This window comes from Aeromonas eucrenophila (assembly GCF_000819865.1).
Classification (GTDB): Bacteria; Pseudomonadota; Gammaproteobacteria; order Enterobacterales; family Aeromonadaceae; genus Aeromonas; species Aeromonas eucrenophila.
Genome location: NZ_CDDF01000005.1, coordinates 95,087 through 111,655 on the forward strand (window position 1 = coordinate 95,087; position 16,569 = coordinate 111,655).

Annotated in this window: 14 protein-coding genes; all 14 read left to right on the plus strand. The window is 60.7% G+C overall.

Annotated elements, in window-relative coordinates; translation table 11 throughout:
- The first annotated feature begins 38 nt into the window (after positions 1-38).
- The gene (pyrH, locus tag BN1124_RS04540; protein ID WP_042639589.1) at positions 39-773 is read left to right on the plus strand and encodes a UMP kinase; all 735 of its coding nucleotides are present in this window, start codon (positions 39-41) and stop codon (positions 771-773) included.
- A 92-nt stretch (positions 774-865) separates the two neighbouring features.
- The gene (frr, locus tag BN1124_RS04545; RefSeq protein ID WP_033132048.1) at positions 866-1,423 is read left to right on the plus strand and encodes a ribosome recycling factor; all 558 of its coding nucleotides are present in this window, start codon (positions 866-868) and stop codon (positions 1,421-1,423) included.
- Between the two features lie 72 nt (positions 1,424-1,495).
- Entirely contained in the window at positions 1,496-2,272 is a 777-nt protein-coding gene (gene uppS / locus BN1124_RS04550) for a polyprenyl diphosphate synthase (protein ID WP_042639591.1), read from the plus strand.
- Positions 2,273-2,299: 27 nt separating this feature from the next.
- On the plus strand, positions 2,300-3,157 hold the full coding sequence (locus tag BN1124_RS04555) for a phosphatidate cytidylyltransferase (protein WP_042639593.1): 858 nt from the start codon (positions 2,300-2,302) through the stop codon (positions 3,155-3,157).
- Between the two features lie 67 nt (positions 3,158-3,224).
- Positions 3,225-4,424, plus strand: a complete 1,200-nt coding sequence (gene ispC / locus BN1124_RS04560; protein WP_042639595.1) for a 1-deoxy-D-xylulose-5-phosphate reductoisomerase — start codon at positions 3,225-3,227, stop codon at positions 4,422-4,424.
- Between the two features lie 76 nt (positions 4,425-4,500).
- Positions 4,501-5,853, plus strand: coding sequence for a sigma E protease regulator RseP (gene rseP / locus BN1124_RS04565; protein ID WP_042639597.1), 1,353 nt, complete (start codon positions 4,501-4,503; stop codon positions 5,851-5,853).
- Between the two features lie 34 nt (positions 5,854-5,887).
- Positions 5,888-8,311 carry an outer membrane protein assembly factor BamA gene (gene bamA, locus BN1124_RS04570; RefSeq protein ID WP_042639599.1) on the plus strand — a complete coding sequence of 808 codons (2,424 nt, stop codon included), beginning with the start codon at positions 5,888-5,890 and terminating at the stop codon, positions 8,309-8,311.
- 148 nt (positions 8,312-8,459) lie between these two features.
- Positions 8,460-8,972, plus strand: coding sequence for an OmpH/Skp family outer membrane protein (locus BN1124_RS04575; protein ID WP_042639600.1), 513 nt, complete (start codon positions 8,460-8,462; stop codon positions 8,970-8,972).
- Positions 8,973-8,975: 3 nt separating this feature from the next.
- On the plus strand, positions 8,976-9,995 hold the full coding sequence (gene lpxD, locus BN1124_RS04580) for a UDP-3-O-(3-hydroxymyristoyl)glucosamine N-acyltransferase (RefSeq protein ID WP_042640836.1): 1,020 nt from the start codon (positions 8,976-8,978) through the stop codon (positions 9,993-9,995).
- 24 nt (positions 9,996-10,019) lie between these two features.
- Positions 10,020-10,481, plus strand: coding sequence for a 3-hydroxyacyl-ACP dehydratase FabZ (gene fabZ / locus BN1124_RS04585; protein ID WP_042639602.1), 462 nt, complete (start codon positions 10,020-10,022; stop codon positions 10,479-10,481).
- A gap of 2 nt (positions 10,482-10,483) precedes the next feature.
- Complete coding sequence (lpxA, locus tag BN1124_RS04590) at positions 10,484-11,275, plus strand: acyl-ACP--UDP-N-acetylglucosamine O-acyltransferase (RefSeq protein ID WP_082041424.1); 792 nt, start codon at positions 10,484-10,486, stop codon at positions 11,273-11,275.
- A complete protein-coding gene (gene lpxB, locus BN1124_RS04595) occupies positions 11,268-12,407 on the plus strand; it encodes a lipid-A-disaccharide synthase (RefSeq protein ID WP_042639604.1) in 1,140 nt (379 codons plus the stop codon). The genes lpxA and lpxB overlap by 8 nt, the downstream gene beginning before the upstream one ends.
- An 80-nt stretch (positions 12,408-12,487) precedes the next feature.
- Complete coding sequence (gene rnhB, locus BN1124_RS04600; RefSeq protein WP_042639606.1) at positions 12,488-13,078, plus strand: ribonuclease HII; 591 nt, start codon at positions 12,488-12,490, stop codon at positions 13,076-13,078.
- A complete protein-coding gene (gene dnaE, locus BN1124_RS04605; RefSeq protein WP_042639608.1) occupies positions 13,078-16,557 on the plus strand; it encodes a DNA polymerase III subunit alpha in 3,480 nt (1,159 codons plus the stop codon). The genes rnhB and dnaE overlap by 1 nt, the downstream gene beginning before the upstream one ends.
- Positions 16,558-16,569 lie beyond the last annotated feature (12 nt).

Here is a 16,569-nt window from a genome sequence, read left to right on the forward strand (position 1 = left end):
CTTATGTCGCGGTCTTTATATGACCAGGAATCAGTGACATGAGTACCAATCCCAAGCCTGCATACAGACGTGTTCTTCTGAAGTTGAGTGGTGAAGCCCTGCAAGGATCCGAGGGTTTTGGCATTGATCCGGCGGTGCTGGAGCGGATGGCCCAAGAGATCAAAGAGCTGGTTGAGCTGGGTGTTCAGGTCGGTCTGGTCATCGGCGGCGGCAACCTGTTCCGTGGTGCCGGTCTCGCCAAGGCGGGTATGAACCGCGTGGTGGGTGACCACATGGGCATGCTGGCAACCGTGATGAACGGCCTGGCCATGCGTGATGCTCTGCATCGTGCTTATGTGAATGCCCGTCTGATGTCTGCCATCTCCCTGCAGGGTGTGTGCGATTCCTACAGCTGGGCCGAGGCCATCAGCCAGCTGCGCGCCGGCAAGGTGGTGATCTTCTCCGCCGGTACCGGCAACCCCTTCTTCACCACCGACTCCGCAGCCTGCCTGCGCGGCATCGAGATCGAAGCCGACGTGGTACTGAAAGCCACCAAGGTCGATGGTGTATTCAACGAGGATCCGGTTAAGAATCCGGACGCCGTGCTGTATCATGAGCTCAGCTACAACGAAGTGCTTGAAAAAGAGCTCAAGGTAATGGATCTTGCAGCCTTTACCCTGGCCCGTGACCACGATCTGCCGATCCGGGTGTTCAACATGAACAAACCGGGTGCACTGCGTCGGGTTGTCATGGGTGAGCCGGAAGGCACGCTGATCCACCACATCAGCAAGTAAAAAGCGAGCCGAAAGGCGCTCTTATCCATTACGTCGCTAAATAAGATAGACACGAGCTGCGTCGCGGCTCGTTCGCCAGAAGGAAAACCACTGTGATCAACGAGATTAAAAACGACGCCAAGGACCGTATGGCCAAGAGCGTAGAATCGCTCAAGACCCAGATGTCCAAGATCCGTACCGGCCGCGCTCACCCGAGCCTGCTTGATGGTATCCAGGTGGAATATTACGGCTCTGCCACTCCGCTGAAACAGTTGGCCAACGTAGTGGCAGAAGATGCCCGTACCCTGTCCATCTCCATCTTCGATCGCTCCATGATCCAGGCGGTGGAAAAAGCCATCCTGACTTCCGATCTGGGCCTGAACCCGTCCAGCAACGGTCAGACCCTGCGCGTGCCCTTGCCGCCGCTGACCGAAGAGCGTCGCCGCGACTTGACCAAGATCGTCCGTGCCGAAGCGGAAGGTGCCCGGGTTGCCGTGCGTAACATCCGTCGCGATGCCAACGCCGACTTCAAAGCGCTGCTCAAAGACAAAGAGATCTCCGAGGACGACGACCGTCGTGCCCAGGAAGAGATCCAGAAGCTCACCGATGCCTTCATCAAGCTGGTCGACGATGCCCTGGCTGCGAAGGAAAAGGAGCTAATGGAAATCTAAGCCTCCGACAGGTATATTACGAGCGCCGTGTAGTGCCCCTGCACGGCGTTTTTGTCTTTGTGGGAGAAATGAATGTCGCTTTTGGCAGCGCTAGGCGATAGCGCCAGCTCGTCCTTGCCTCGTCACGTCGCCATCATCATGGATGGCAACGGTCGTTGGGCCCAGAACCGTGGCAAGATGCGGGTCTTCGGCCACAAGGCGGGCGTGAAGTCCGTGCGTGAAGCCGTGACCTTCGCCGCCCGTGCCAGGATGGAGGCACTGACCCTGTTTGCGTTCTCCAGCGAGAACTGGCGGCGTCCGGAAGGGGAGGTCAATGCCCTGATGGAACTGTTCCTGACGGTGCTCGGCCGAGAGGTGAAGAAGTTGCACAGCAACGGCATTCGGCTCAAGGTGATCGGCGATACCGCCCGCTTCAGCGAAAGGTTGCAGGCCAAGATAGCCAAGGCCGAGGCGCTGACCGCAGGCAATCAGGGGTTGACGCTCAACATCGCCGCCAACTATGGGGGCCAGTGGGATATCGCTCAGGCGGCTCGCAAGCTGGCTCGCGCCGTGGCGGCCGGTGAACTGGATGCCGAGACCATCGATGAGGCGGCATTGGCGCAACAGGTTTGCATGGCCGACCTGCCGCCGGTGGATCTGCTGATCCGAACTGGTGGCGATCATCGCATCAGCAATTTTGTGTTATGGCAGCTTGCCTATGCCGAGCTCTATTTTACCCCGGTATTGTGGCCGGATTTCGACGAGGCCGAGTTCAGTGGGGCGGTTGCCTCCTTCGTTGCTCGCGAGCGTCGCTTCGGGTGTACAGGTGAACAGATCCGGGAATTGATCGCCGCACAACAGACCGGCTAAACCCCGCTCCCAAGAGAGAGGTTTCTTTTGCTAAAACAACGAATTATTACCGCATTACTGTTAGTGCCCATGGTATTGGGGGCACTGTTCTTCCTGCCGTTGAAATTCTTTGCCCTGCTCGCTGCCCTGGTCTTTCTGCTGGCCAGCCGTGAGTGGAGCGCCTTCGTCACCGCCCAGCCGCAACAATGGTTGCCGCTGGTGTTCTGCCTGTTGCTCGGCGCCAGTCTGTTCTGGGTGCCGGTGGAGCAACTCTGGATCCCGCAGTTGCATCCCCTGCTGATGGGCGTGCTCTGGACCGCAGCCAGTTGGTGGCTGCTTGGCCTGCTATTGGTCTTGCGTTACCCCCAAAGTGCCAGGCTGTGGAAAAACTCCATCTGGCTGAAATCCCTGTTCGGCCTGGTGACCCTGGTGCCCTTCTTCTGGTCACTGGTGGCCATCCGTGGCTACCACTTCTATCACGATCCCCTGATGGGGGCCTGGGTGCTGCTGTTCGTCATGGGCTTGGTCTGGGCGGCAGATTCTGGCGCGTATTTTTTCGGCAAAGCCTTTGGCAAACACAAACTGGCGCCGGCCGTCAGCCCGGGTAAAACCATCGAAGGCATGCTGGGTGGCCTCTTTACCGCCAGCCTCCTGGCCGTCGGGGTGACCTGGTTCATGGGTTTCGTGCCCGCCAAGATGGCGGTGGTGCTGCTCTGCTCCCTGCTGGCGGTGCTGGCCTCCGTGCTCGGCGATCTCACCGAGAGCATGTTCAAGCGCGAGGCGGGCATCAAGGACTCCGGTACCCTGTTGCCGGGTCACGGCGGTATCCTCGACAGGATCGACAGCCTGACGGCCGCCCTGCCAGTCTTCCTGCTCAGCTACATGCTGCTCAGTCAGGAGTTTTGATGCCTGACTCGCTGGTGATATCGGGGGCCTTTGGCCCCATCTGTCAGTTATTCGTTCAGGAGTCCTGATGCTCAACTCTCTGGTGATCCTGGGCGCCTCCGGCTCCATCGGTCAGAGCACCCTCAAGGTACTGCGGCAGAATCCGGGTCGCTGGCAAGTGCTGGCGCTGACGGCCGCCCGCAGCGTGGATGCCATGCTGCGCGATTGCCTCGAATTTTCCCCCCGCTTCGCCGTGATGGTGGATGAGACCGCAGCCGGCGAGCTGGCCGAGCGGCTCAAGACCCACGGCGCTTCGACGCGAGTGCTGTCCGGTCAGGCTGCCCTGTGCGAAGTGGCCGCTCACCCCGAGGCCCACAGCGTCATGGCCGCCATCGTCGGTGCCGCCGGCCTGGCGCCGACCATGGCCGCCGTGCGGGCCGGCAAGCGTATCCTGCTGGCCAATAAAGAGGCGCTGGTGATGTCCGGTGCCTTCTTTATGGAGGCGGTTCGCCATCACGGTGCCGAGCTGCTGCCCATCGACAGCGAGCACAACGCCATCTTCCAATGCCTGCCCGAGAGCATTCAGCGCCAGCCGGGTTTCTGCGACCTGGCCGAGGCGGGGATCAGCAAGATCCTGCTGACCGGCTCGGGTGGCCCCTTCCGCTATACCGACATCGGCGACTTGGACAAAGTCACGCCGGCCCAGGCGGTCGCCCACCCTAACTGGTCCATGGGGGCCAAGATCTCGGTGGATTCCGCCACCATGATCAACAAGGGGCTGGAGTACATAGAGGCGCGCTGGTTGTTCAATGCGGCTCCCGAGCAGATCCAGGTGGTGATCCATCCCCAGTCGGTCATCCACTCCATGGTGCAGTACAAAGATGGCTCCGTGCTGGCCCAGCTCGGCAATCCCGACATGTGCACCCCCATCGCTCATGCCCTGGCCTATCCGGGCAGGATTGAGTCCGGTGTGGAACCTTTGGATTTCTTCAGTGTCGGAGAGTTCAGCTTTATTCGTCCCGACTACGAACGCTACCCCAACCTGGCGTTGGCCATGACGGCCTGCCAGCAAGGACAGGCTGCCACCACCTCCCTCAATGCGGCCAATGAAGAGAGCGTCGCGGCTTTTCTTGCAGAGCGGATCGGATTTATGGATATTGCCATGGTCAATGAATCCATCATGACGGCATTGGGTGGTTGCGCCGCAGGGTCGCTCGACGATCTGATTGCCCTGGATGGCATGGCCCGTGCCCGTGCCCACGAACTGATTGAGGAGCTTGCTCGATGAACGGACTGTGGTGGCCAGAGGCCGCTCTCTACGCCTTCGGGTATCGGACGGGTCATGACCTTGAGGCGGCTCACTGATGGGCGGCGTCTTGTGGAATCTCGGCGCCTTCGTCGTCGCCCTCGGCCTGCTGGTAGCAGTACATGAGTTCGGCCACTTCTGGGTAGCCCGTCGCTGTGGCGTCAAGGTCGAGCGTTTCTCCATCGGTTTTGGCAAGGCCATCTGGCGTCGTATCGGCAAAGATGGCACCGAATATGTGTTGGCCCTGATCCCGCTCGGTGGCTACGTCAAGATGCTGGACGGTCGGGTCGACGAGCTCAAACCCGGTGAGGAGGCGCAGGCGTTCAATCACAAGAGTGTCTGGGCGCGGATGGCCATAGTCGCGGCCGGTCCCATGGCGAACTTCCTGTTCGCCCTGTTCGCCTTCTGGCTGATGTTCATGATCGGGGTCCCCAGCGTCAAGCCGGTGATCGACGAGGTGCGTCCCGCGTCCATCGTGGCCCAGGCGGGTGTCCTGCCGGGCATGGAGATCGTCGGCGTCGGTGATGAGGCAACCGGAGACTGGGAGGCGGTCACCTATGCCCTCATCAGCCATCTGGGGGATGATTCCGTACGCCTCAAGCTGAAGGCGGCGGATACCAGCTATGCGATCGAGAAGACGCTCGAGCTGGGCGACTGGAAATTTGATCCGGAGAAAGAATCTCCCATCGGCAGCCTGGGGATAGTGCCCCTCGGCGGCAAGGTGCTGCCGGTGGTCGATGCTATCGTTCCCAACAGCGCCAGCGAGAAAGCCGGCCTGCAGCTGGGGGATCGCATCAAGCGGGTAGGGGAGCAGGAGATCACCGAGTGGGCTCAGTTTGTGCTGCGGGTGCAGCAATCTCCCGAGCAACCATTGCAAGTCATGGTGGAGCGTGGGGGCAGCGATCTGACGCTGACCCTGTTGCCGGATGCGAAAAAGGTGCGTGGCCAACTGGTCGGTTTTGTCGGCCTGTCGCCGCAACTGGTTCCATTACCGGAAGAGTATCGAGTTCTGTTACAGTATGGGCCTTTGCAAGCCCTGTGGCATGGGGCCCAGAAGACCTGGAGCCTGACCACGCTGACCTTTGATATGATCGGCAAGCTGATCGGTGGCATCGTCTCGCTGGATAACCTGAGCGGCCCCATCTCCATTGCCAAGGGGGCCGGCAGCAGCGCCGATTACGGGTTGGTCTATTTCCTCGGTTTCCTGGCGCTGATCAGCGTCAACCTGGGGATCATCAACCTGTTTCCCCTGCCCGTGCTGGATGGGGGCCATTTGGTCTACTTCCTCATCGAGGCAGTCACCGGCAAGCCGGTACCAGAAAAAATTCAGGAAGTTGGGTTCAGGATAGGCGCCGCCATTCTGATGTTACTGATGGGCATTGCGCTGTTTAATGATTTCGCTCGCCTCTGAGGCTAGAGCATCAACAAGGACACATAAGAACAAAATGGCTGTTAAAAAAGCATTGGTGTTGAGTTGCCTGCTGGGAGCCAGCCTCCTGGCTCAGGCGGCCCCTGCCTCTTTTGTGGTGCAAGACATTCAGGTCGAGGGTCTGCAGCGAGTGACCCTGGGCGCCGCCCTGTTGAATCTGCCGGTGCGGGTCGGAGACTCTGTCGATTCCGTGACCCTGGCCAACGCCATCAAGCGGCTCTATGCCTCGGGCAACTTCGAGGACGTCAAAGTCTATCGTGACGGTCAGGTGCTGCAGGTCGTGGTGAAGGAGCGCCCGACCATCTCCAGCATCGAGTTCTCCGGCAACAAGGACATCAAGGAAGAGCAGCTGACCCAGAGCCTGGAGTCCTCCGGCATCCGGGTCGGTGATCCCCTGGATCGCACCGTGCTGAGCTCCCTCGAGAAGGGCTTGGAAGACTTCTATTACGGCGTGGGCAAATACTCCGCCAGGGTCAAGGCCATCGTCACCCCCTTGCCCCGCAACCGGGTCGACCTCAAGTTCACCTTCGTGGAAGGGGCCGCAGCCAAGATCCAGCAGATCAACATCGTCGGCAACAACGTGTTCCCGGAAGAGAAACTGCTGGCTCAGCTCTCCCTCAAGGACGATGTGCCCTGGTGGAACTTCACCGGCGATCAACGCTACCAGAAGCAGAAGCTGGCCGGTGACATCGAAGTGCTGCGCTCCTACTACATGGACCGCGGCTATATCCGTTTCCAGCAGGAGTCCACTCAGGTCTCCATGACCCCTGACAAGAAGGGGGTCTACGTCACCCTGAACATCAAGGAAGGGGATCAGTACAAGGTTTCCGGGGTGGAGATCAAGGGCGATCTCATCGATCGCGGCGCCGAGATGAAGGGATTGGTCCCCATCGAGGCGGGCAGCGTCTACTCCGCCAGCCAGGTCACCCACACCGAAGAGGTGCTCTCCAAGTTCCTCGGCCGTTACGGTTATGCCTATCCCAAGGTGACCACCTTCCCGCAGGTCAACGACAAGACCAAGGAAGTGGAGCTGATCGTCAACGTGGAGCCGGGCCCCCGCGTCTATGTGCGCAACATCAACTTCACCGGCAACGTCACCACCAAGGACGAGGTGCTGCGGCGCGAGATGCGTCAGATGGAAGGCACCTGGCTCTCCTCCGACAACGTCGAGCAATCCAAGACCCGTCTCAACCGCCTCGGCTTCTTCGAGACCGCAGAGGTTGACACCAAGCGGGTGGCGGGCAGCGACGATCAGGTTGATCTCGACTTCAAGGTCAAGGAGCAGCCGGCAGGATCCATCAACGCGGGTATCGGCTACGGCACCGAGTCGGGCCTGAGCCTGCAGGCGGGTTTGCAGCAAGACAACTTCATGGGTACCGGCAAGAAGATCGGTATCAACGCCAGCACCAACGACTACTCGAAGAGCATCGATCTCAGCTACAACGATCCCTACTTCACCGTCGACGGTGTCAGCCTGGGTGGCCGTCTCTACTACAACGAGTTCAGCGCGGCAGATGCGAACATCGTTGACTATGAGAACACCACCATCGGCTTCCGCCTCTCCAGCGGTTTCCCGGTCAACGAGAACAACCGCCTCGACTTCAGCCTCGGCTACGAGAACAACAAGCTGTCCCAGCCCAACCCCTATGTACAGGTGGATGAGTTCTGGCGGGTGTACAGCGGTAATCTGGACGGTGACAACCGTCTGGTGTTCAACACAGTCGACGTCACCGCCGGCTGGACCCGCTCCACCCTCAACAAGGGTCAGTTCCCGACCGCGGGTGACCGTCAGCGGGTGAACGCCAAGGTGACGGTGCCGGGCATGGATCTGCAGTACTACAAGCTGAACGCCGAAGACTCGCACTACTTCCCGTTCGATGCGGATCACCAGTGGGTGATGCTGGCCAAGGCCCGTGCCTCTTACGGCAACGGCTACGGCAGCAACGGCAGCTATGATCACGTCTTGCCGTTCTTCGAGAACTACTATGCCGGTGGCTTCGACACCCTGCGCGGCTTCAAGAGCAACACAGTCGGTCCGAAGGCGCTGTATTACTACAACCTGGGTGGTAATGACGTCGTTCAGGGCACCGACAGCTCGGTGGGGGGCAACGCGCTGGCGGTCGCCTCTCTCGAGATGATAGTGCCGACGCCGTTCGCCTCCGAAAGCTATCAGCCTCAGCTCAGAACCAGCTTCTTCCTCGATGCCGGTACTGTCTGGGACACCAACTTCGACTTCAATCAGTACAAGAATCGCTGCTTCAGTGGTTGTAACTACCTGATGGACTACTCCGACCCCAGCAATATCCGGGTGTCGGCTGGTCTGTCACTGCAGTGGCTCTCTCCCATGGGCCCGCTGGTCTTCGTGCTGGCCCAGCCGCTCAAGAAGTACGAAGGGGATGATACCGAAGTCTTCTCGTTCAACATCGGCCGTACCTTCTAACAGGAACGGACGCGCCCCCGCTTCGGCGGGGGCATCAATGATGGGACGCGCAATCTGCGTGCCTCACCAGGCAACAAGACGGTCCTGAGGATCGCTTGCATTATCAGGTAAATCAGGTAGCCCTCAACCGAGGGACCAAGGAGTAAGTGTGAATAAAGCGTTGAAAGTAGCTGGTTTGAGTTTTGCACTGATGGCTGCCGGTATGGGCTCCGCCTGGGCTGAAACCAAGATTGCCGTGGTCGACATGAGCGAAGTCTTCCAAAAGCTGCCCCAGCGTGACGCCGTGGCCAAGAAGCTGAAGAGCGAGTTCGAGCCGCGCATGCGTGAGCTGCAAAAACTCGAGTCCGACGGTCAGGCGCTGGTCGAGAAGTTCAAGAAGGATGAAGCCTTCATGAGCGCCGAGCAGAAGAAGCAGAACCAGGAGAAGCTGGCTAAGCTGCAGATGGAATTCAACCAGAAGCGTCAGGCGTTTGAGCAGGACAACGGTCGTCGCCAGGCGGAAGAGCGCAACAAGATCCTGACCAAGGTTCAGGCTGCTATCGACTCCATCGCCAAGAGCAATGGTTACGATCTGGTGCTGGAGCGCAATGCAGCGCCCTATGCCGCCAGCAAGCTGGACATCTCCGGTCAGGTTATCTCTCAGGTAAGCAAGAGCAACTAATTGATGGCATTCACTCTCGCACAGCTGGCCCAGCAACTGGGGGCCCAGGTCCATGGCGATGGGACCCAGGAAATCCGCAAGGTAGCGACACTGGAAAAGGCCGGGGAGGGTGAGATTACCTTCCTGTCCAACAAGAAGTACCGGCACTATCTGGAGCAGAGCAAGGCCACGGCCGTGCTTATCACAGAGGCGGATTTGCCATTTTGTCCCACCAATGCCCTGGTGCTCAAAGACCCTTATGTGGGTTTTGCCCGGGTTGCCCAACTGCTGGACACCACGCCGCAACCGGCCACGGATATCCATCCGAGCGCCGTCATCGCGGCGGACGTGCAGCTGGGTGAGAGAGTGGCCATCGGCGCCAACGCCGTCATCGAATCCGGCGTCGTGCTGGGGGATGACGTGCGTATAGGCCCGGGTTGTTTCGTTGGCCAGCATACCCGACTGGGAGCACGCTCCCGGTTGTGGGCCAACGTCACCCTCTATCACAACGTGACCCTGGGCACGGACTGTCTGGTGCAAGCCGGCACCGTGATCGGGGCAGATGGTTTCGGTTATGCCAATGAGCGTGGCGAGTGGATCAAGATCCCCCAGCTCGGTGGCGTGACCATAGGCAACCGGGTCGAGATCGGTGCCTGTACCACCATAGACCGGGGTGCGCTGGAAGATACCCGCATCGCGGATAACGTCATCATCGACAACCAGTGCCAGATCGCTCACAACGTCGAGATCGGCTACGGCACCGCCGTGGCGGGCTCCACCGTGATGGCCGGTAGTCTCAAGGTCGGCAAATACTGTATCATTGGCGGCGCCTCCGTCTTCAACGGGCACATGGAGATCTGCGACCAGGCCACCGTCACCGGTATGGCCATGGTGATGCGACCCATTACCGAACCCGGCGTCTACTCTTCCGGTATCCCTCTGCAGACCAACAAGGAGTGGCGCAAGACCGCCGCTCGGGTGATGCGTATCGAAGAGATGCATAAACGGTTGAGCCGGCTCGAGAAAGCGCTGGAACAAGAATAACCACGATTGGTATAGGGTACTGTTTTGACTACTGAAAAGAAGAGCCTGGGCATCCAGGAAATCATGGATCTGCTGCCCCACCGTTATCCTTTCCTGATGGTGGACAAGGTGGAGAGTTACGAGATCAGCGATGAGCGCAAGACCCTGCGCGCCATCAAGAACGTCTCGTTCAACGAGCCGATCTTTCAAGGCCACTTCCCGGCAAAGCCGGTGTTTCCTGGCGTGCTGATCCTGGAAGCCATGGCGCAAGCCACCGGCATCCTGGCCTTTACCATGGTGGGCAAACCGTCCCCCAACGAACTCTACTACTTCGCCTCCATCGACCACGCACGCTTCAAGCGCCCGGTGGGCCCCGGCGATCAGCTGGTGCTGGACGTGGAGTTCCTGAAGGAGCGTCGCGGCATCGCCAAGTTCACCGGTGTTGCCACCGTCGATGGTGAAGTGGTCTGTACCGCCGAACTGATGTGTGCCAAACGCGAGGTGTAACCGTGATCGACCAGACTGCCATCATTCACGATACCGCTATCGTCCATGAGTCTGCCGTGATCGGCAAAGGGGTGGAAATCGGCCCCTTTTCCGTCATTGGTGCCGAGGTGGAAATCGGTGACAACACCTGGGTCGGCTCCCACGTGTTGATCAAGGGCCCGACCAAGATAGGTCGCGGCAACAAGATCTTCCAGCACAGCTCCATCGGTGAGGATTGCCAGGACAAGAAGTACGCCGGTGAGCGCACCTTCCTCGAGATCGGCGACAACAACGTGTTTCGCGAGAACTGCACAGTGCACCGTGGCACCACTCAGGACCAGAGCCTGACCAAGGTGGGCAGCGGCAACCTGTTCATGGTCAACGTGCACGTGGCCCACGACTGCATCATCGGTGACAACTGCATCTTCGCCAACAACGCGACCCTGGCGGGTCACGTGGTGATCGGCGATTTCGTCATCTTCGGCGGACTCTCCGCCATTCACCAGTTCGGTCGCGTCGGCTCCCACGCCTTTGTCGGTGGCTGCGCCGCCCTGAACAAGGACGTGCCACCCTACGTGATGGCCGCTGGCAACTACGCCAAACCGTTCGGGGTGAACTCCGAAGGGCTGCGTCGCCGTGGCTACAGTCCGGAAGCGATTTCTGCTGTCAAACGCGCCTATAAAGAGATCTTCCGCTCCGGCAAGACCATCGAAGAGGTGCTGCCCGTGCTGATCGAGATGGCCGCCAGCGAACCTGCTGTGCAGCTCTATGTCGATTTCCTCAAAGACAACGAGCGCGGGATCATCCGTGCCTGATCCCATCCGCATCGGCATCGTCGCCGGAGAGACCTCCGGCGACATCCTGGCCGCCGGCCTGGTACGCGAGCTCAAGGCCCGCTACCCGGATGCACGGTTTGAAGGCATTGCCGGACCGCGGATGCAGGCGCTCGGCGTCAAGGCCCTGTTCGAGATGGAAGAGCTTTCCGTCATGGGTATCAGCGAGGTGCTGGGTCGTCTGCCCCGCATCCTGCAGGTGCGCCGCGAACTGTTGCGCCATTTTATTGCGAATCCACCCGATATCTTCATCGGGGTGGATGCACCTGATTTCAATATCGGGGTGGAGCTCAAGCTGCGCCGCGCCGGTATCAAGACGGTTCACTACGTCAGCCCCTCGGTCTGGGCCTGGCGGCAGAGCCGCATTCACAAGATCAAGGCCGCCACCGACATGGTGCTCGCCTTCCTGCCGTTCGAGAAAGCCTTCTACGACAGATTCGATGCACCCTGCCGCTTCGTCGGCCACACCATGGCCGATGCCATCCCGCTCGAGCCGGATCAGGCTGCGGTGCGCAAAGAGCTGGGCATAGACCCCTCCCGCCGCTGGCTGGCGATCTTGCCGGGCAGCCGCAGCGCCGAGGTGGGCTTCATGTCGCCTGTGTTCCTCGAGGCCTGCAAGCACCTGACGGTGCACTGCCCGGATCTCGGCTTCATCGTGCCGCTCGTCAACCAACAGCGCCGCGAGCAGTTCCTGCAGATCAAGGCCGAGGTGGCACCGGATCTCGAGATGGTGATGCTCGATGGTCAGGGCCGCGAGGCCATGATCGCCGCCGACGTGGTGATGCTGGCGTCCGGCACGGCGGCGCTGGAAGCCATGCTGGTGAAAAAACCCATGGTGGTGGGCTACAAACTCAAGCCGTTCAGCTATTGGCTTGCCCAGTGGTTGGTGAAGACGGAATACGTCTCCCTGCCCAATTTGCTGGCAGACCAGATGCTGGTGCCCGAGCTCATCCAGCACGAGTGCACTCCCTGCAATCTGGTGGAGGAGGTGAGCAAGTTGCTGGATCACGACAACAGTGAACTCATCGCCACCTTCACCAGGCTGCACAAGAGCATTCGTTGCAACGCCGATGTGCAGGCCGCCGAAGCGGTGGCCGAGCTGCTCGGCAGATAGGTGTGGCGACAGGTACGCCCGCGGCGTTAGGTTGTGCTGACACTGGCCCTGCGGGGCCGGTTTTGATTCAAGGCGTTGATATGCAAATCGATATTCCGCAAGACAAGCTGGTAGCCGGGGTTGACGAGGTGGGCCGTGGCCCCCTGGTGGGGGACGTGGTCACCGCCGCCGTGATCCTGGATCCCGCCAACCCCATCATGGGGCTAGCCGATTCCAAGAAACTCTCCGAGAAGAAGCGCCTCGCGCTGTTTGACGAGATCAAGGAAAAGGCGCTGGCCTGGGCCATAGGCCGGGCCAGCCCGGATGAGATCGACGAGCTGAACATCCTGCACGCCACTATGCTGGCGATGCAGCGCGCCGTGGCGGGTCTCGCCATCGTCCCCGAGCTGGTCTTTATCGATGGCAACCGCTGCCCTGCCTTGCCGATGGAGGCCCGTGCCGTGGTCAAGGGCGACAGCCTGGTGGCCGCCATCAGCGCCGCCTCCATCCTCGCCAAGGTGACCCGGGATGCCGAGATGACCGAGCTGGATGGCCGTCATCCCGACTACGGCTTCGCCCGCCACAAGGGGTATCCGACCGCGGAGCACCTCGCCATCCTGGCCGAGCGCGGCCCCCTGCCCGAGTATCGTAAAAGCTTCAAACCGGTGCGCCGTGCGCTGGGGATCGAATAATGGCCGAGCCTAGCTTCATCCACTTGCGGGTCCACTCCGATTTCTCCATGGTCGATGGCCTGCAGAAAATCGGCCCCATCGTCGGCGCCGCCGCGGCCAACGACATGCCGGCGCTGGCCCTGACCGATCAGATGAACATGTGCGGCCTGGTGCGCTTCTATGGCGGTGCCCATGGCAAGGGGCTCAAGCCTCTGGTCGGGGCGGATGTCTGGGTGCAGAGTCAGGAGCTCGGTGACGAGCAGTTCCGCCTCACCCTGCTGGCCATGGACAACGAGGGCTACCAGAACATCACCCTGCTCATCTCCCGTGGCTACCAGCGCGGCCATGTGCAGGGTCGTCCCGTCATCGACAAGGAGTGGCTCGCCGATCACGCCAAGGGGGTGATAGTGCTCTCCGGCGGTCGCGAGGGGGATCTGGGCAAGTTCCTGCTCAAGGGCAACCGGCAGATGGTGGAGCAGAGCCTCGCCTTCTACCAGACCCACTTCCCCGACGCTTATTACCTCGAGCTGCTGCGCACCGGCCGACCGGACGAAGAGACCTACCTGCACATGGCGGTGGCCATCGCCAGCGAATTCGGGCTGCCGGTGGTCGCCACCAACGAGGTGGTGTTCCTGAACGCCGACGACTTCGATGCCCACGAGATCCGGGTCGCCATTCACGATGGCTACACCCTGATGGACAAGCGCCGGCCGCGCCGCTACAGCCCGCAACAGTACCTGCGCAGCCAGGAAGAGATGTGCGAGCTGTTTGCCGACATCCCCGAGGCGCTGGAAAACACGGTGGAGATCGCCAAGCGCTGCAACGTGACGGTGCGGCTCGGCGAGTACTTCCTGCCGAACTTCCCGACCGGTGACATGAGCACCGAAGACTTCCTGGTGATGAAATCCCGGGAAGGCCTCGAGGATCGCCTCGCCTTCCTGTTCCCGGATCCGGCGGTGCGGGTCGAGCGTCGTCCCGAGTATGACGAGCGCCTCGAGGTCGAGCTCAAGGTGATCAACCAGATGGGCTTCCCGGGTTACTTCCTCATCGTGATGGAGTTTATCCAGTGGTCCAAGGACAACGGTATCCCCGTTGGCCCCGGCCGGGGCTCGGGCGCCGGTTCGCTCGTGGCCTACGCCCTCAAGATCACCGACCTGGATCCTCTCGAATACGATCTGCTGTTCGAACGCTTCCTGAACCCGGAGCGGGTCTCCATGCCCGACTTCGACGTCGACTTCTGCATGGACAGACGGGACGAGGTGATCGATCACGTCTCCGAGATGTATGGCCGGGAGGCGGTCTCCCAGATCATCACCTTCGGCAGCATGGCGGCCAAGGCGGTGGTGCGGGACGTGGGACGGGTGCTGGGCCATGCCTACGGCTTCGTGGATCGCATCTCCAAGCTGATACCGCCGGATCCAGGCATGACCCTGGCCAAGGCGTTCGAGGCCGAGCCCAAGCTGCCAGAGCTGTACGAGCAGGACGAGGAGGTCAAGGACCTCATCGACATGGCGCGCCGGCTGGAAGGGGTGGTGCGCAACGCCGGCAAACACGCCGGTGGTGTGGTCATCGCCCCCACCAAGATCACCGACTTCGCGCCGCTCTATTGCGACGATTCCGGTAATAACCCGGTCACTCAGTTCGACAAGAACGACGTGGAATACGCCGGCTTGGTGAAGTTCGACTTCCTGGGGCTGCGGACCCTCACCATCATCGACTGGGCGCTCGGCATGATCAATCCGCGCCTGGCCAAAGAGGGCAAGGCGCCGGTCGACATCGCCGCCATCCCGCTGGACGACAAGAAGTCGTTCGCCCTGCTGCAGCGCTTCGAGACCACGGCGGTGTTCCAGCTCGAATCCCGCGGCATGAAGGATCTGATCAAGCGGCTCAAGCCAGACTGCTTCGAAGACATGATCGCCCTGGTGGCCCTGTTCCGCCCGGGCCCGCTGCAGTCCGGCATGGTGGACAACTTCATCGAGCGTAAGCACGGTAAGGAAGCCATCTCCTATCCGGATGAGAAGTGGCAGCACGAGAGCCTCAAACCCATACTCGAGCCCACCTACGGCATCATCCTCTATCAGGAGCAGGTGATGCAGATAGCCCAGGTGCTGGCGGGCTACACCCTGGGCGGGGCGGACATGTTGCGCCGGGCCATGGGCAAGAAGAACCCGGCGGAGATGGCCAAGCAGCGTTCCGGTTTCGAGGAAGGCGCCGTCAAGAACGGCGTCGACGGCGAGTTGGCGATCAAGATCTTCGATCTGGTGGAGAAGTTTGCGGGCTACGGCTTCAACAAATCCCACTCCGCCGCCTATGCGCTGGTCTCCTATCAGACGCTCTGGCTCAAGACCCACTTCCCGGCGGAATTCATGGCGGCGGTCATGACCGCCGACATGGACAACACCGACAAGATTGTGACCCTGGTGGACGAGTGCCAGCGCATGGGCCTCACCGTGATACCGCCGGACGTGAACACCGGTCGTTATCGCTTCAGCGTCAACGAAGACGGCCACATCGTCTACGGTATCGGCGCGGTGAAGGGGGTAGGGGAAGGCCCTATCGACGCCATCCTCAGCGCCCGGGATCAGGACGGTCCCTTCCGGGATCTGTTCGACTTCTGCAACAGGGTCGACATCAAGAAGCTGAACAAGCGGGTGATGGAGAAACTCATCTACTCCGGCGCCATGGACAGGCTGGGCCCCCACCGCGCGGCCCTGATGGCGACCCTGGAGGAGGCGATGCGCGCCGCCGAGCAGCATGCCAAGGCCCAGGCGGTGGGGCAGGTGGACATGTTCGGGGTGCTCACCGAGGAGATAGACGACGTCAAGAAGGCGTTCGCCAATGTGCCGCACTGGCCTGACAAGGTCTGGCTGGAAGGGGAGCGGGAGACGCTCGGCCTCTACCTCACCGGCCACCCCATCAACCAGTACAGCAGCGAGCTGCGCCGTTACACCTCGGGCCGGTTGTGCGATCTGCACCCCACCTCCCGGGACACGGTGACCACGGCGGCGGGGCTGGTGATCGCCGCCCGCAGCATGGTGACGAAGCGCGGCAACAAGATGGGGATCTTCACCCTGGACGACAGATCCGGCCGTCTGGATGTGACGCTTTTCAGTGAAGCGCTGGAAAAATATGAAGAATTGATGCAAAAAGACCGTATTTTGGTGGTTTCTGGACAGGTCAGCTTTGATGACTTCTCCGGTGGCCTTAAAATGTCGGCCCGCGAATTGCTGGATATTAACGATGCGAGGGAGCGTTTCGCCAGGGCGATCCGGATTTCCCTCGATGAACAACGCATTGATGAGCGCTTTTTCCCGCGTTTGTGCGAGATTTTGGAGCCCGCCCGTGCCGGAGTCTGTCCGGTTCAGGTAAACTATCGTCGGCCCGGTTCTCGGGCGCGATTGACGCTCGGTACCGAGTGGCGGGTGACGCCCACCGATCAACTGATAGATGACTTGCGAGTCCTGCTTGGACGAGAGCGGGTTGAATTGGTTTTTGATTAGAGGATCTATTGT

Coding starts and splice junctions, on each gene's coding strand:
- ispC (WP_042639595.1), top strand. CDS start 3,225: ATGCTCAACTCTCTGGTGATCCTGGGCGCCTCCGGCTCCATCGGTCAG.
- pyrH (WP_042639589.1), top strand. CDS start 39: ATGAGTACCAATCCCAAGCCTGCATACAGACGTGTTCTTCTGAAGTTG.
- dnaE (WP_042639608.1), top strand. CDS start 13,078: ATGGCCGAGCCTAGCTTCATCCACTTGCGGGTCCACTCCGATTTCTCC.
- uppS (WP_042639591.1), top strand. CDS start 1,496: ATGTCGCTTTTGGCAGCGCTAGGCGATAGCGCCAGCTCGTCCTTGCCT.
- bamA (WP_042639599.1), top strand. CDS start 5,888: ATGGCTGTTAAAAAAGCATTGGTGTTGAGTTGCCTGCTGGGAGCCAGC.
- rseP (WP_042639597.1), top strand. CDS start 4,501: ATGGGCGGCGTCTTGTGGAATCTCGGCGCCTTCGTCGTCGCCCTCGGC.
- rnhB (WP_042639606.1), top strand. CDS start 12,488: ATGCAAATCGATATTCCGCAAGACAAGCTGGTAGCCGGGGTTGACGAG.
- lpxD (WP_042640836.1), top strand. CDS start 8,976: ATGGCATTCACTCTCGCACAGCTGGCCCAGCAACTGGGGGCCCAGGTC.